Here is a 777-nt window from a genome sequence, read left to right as displayed (position 1 = left end):
CCAGCTGCTGAAGACGACGCTGGAGAAGAACGACGGCACCGCGCAGCACACGCTGTCCAAGGCCAAGGCTGCGGTCGACAACATCGGCTGACCTGCCCGGACACGGGTCCGGTGGCGGGCGGTAACGGGGAGCATGAGGTAGGGCATGGCCGGCTGGGATCTGGATCCGCAGGGTATCCAGGGTGTGCTGAAGACGACCGGTGAGATGGCCGGGAAGATCGAGACGCATACCAAGGCGTACGGGGACCATCTGCAGTCCGCGGCCACCAGCGCGGGCACGATCACCGCCGAGGGCGGCGGTCAGGGCGGCGAGAAGGCGGCCGGGGGGCTGGTGGCGCTGGCGCTCTCACAGTTCTCCGAGCACACGATCAATGACCTGAAGTTCATCGCGATGCGGGCGGGCAAGTCGCTCAACGGCGCGGTGGATGCCACCACGGCGTATCTCAACGGTGATCTGGAGATGGCCGCCGAGGCGCAGCGCAAGGCGCTGGGTGCGGTGGATGTGGATCCGACCAAGCCGGGGGCACAGCAGGCATGAAGATCGAGCTGAAGCCGGACCAGATTCCGCAGTACACCGGTGATCTGGCGCAGTTGGAGAAGGACCATGCGGCGCTGAAGACCGATGCCGGGCACATCCGCACCACCGGCTCGGACGTCCACTCCCACTTCCAGGGCCTCTCGGCGTACTACAAGGCGCCCGAGGCGGAGCAGCTCTTTGCCACCACCAAGCCGGTGCAGGACCGGGCGGACGGCTTCGCCGACGGCCTGGAGACGGTG

General features: G+C 67.3%; 2 protein-coding genes. Both read left to right on the top strand.

All coding sequences use genetic code 11. The features are described from left to right. The first annotated feature begins 145 nt into the window (after positions 1–145). Positions 146–538, top strand: a complete 393-nt coding sequence (locus IG84_RS0137170; protein WP_031067847.1) for a DUF6507 family protein — start codon at positions 146–148, stop codon at positions 536–538. Continuing rightward, positions 535–777: hypothetical protein (locus tag IG84_RS38530; protein ID WP_037801468.1), on the top strand; the 243-nt coding region annotated here is incomplete at its 3' end. The genes IG84_RS0137170 and IG84_RS38530, both read left to right, overlap by 4 nt.

Origin of the sequence: Streptomyces ochraceiscleroticus, assembly GCF_000720485.1 — a bacterium.
Lineage (GTDB): Bacteria > Actinomycetota > Actinomycetes > Streptomycetales > Streptomycetaceae > Streptomyces > Streptomyces ochraceiscleroticus.
This window is presented reverse-complemented; position numbering and strand designations above follow the sequence as displayed.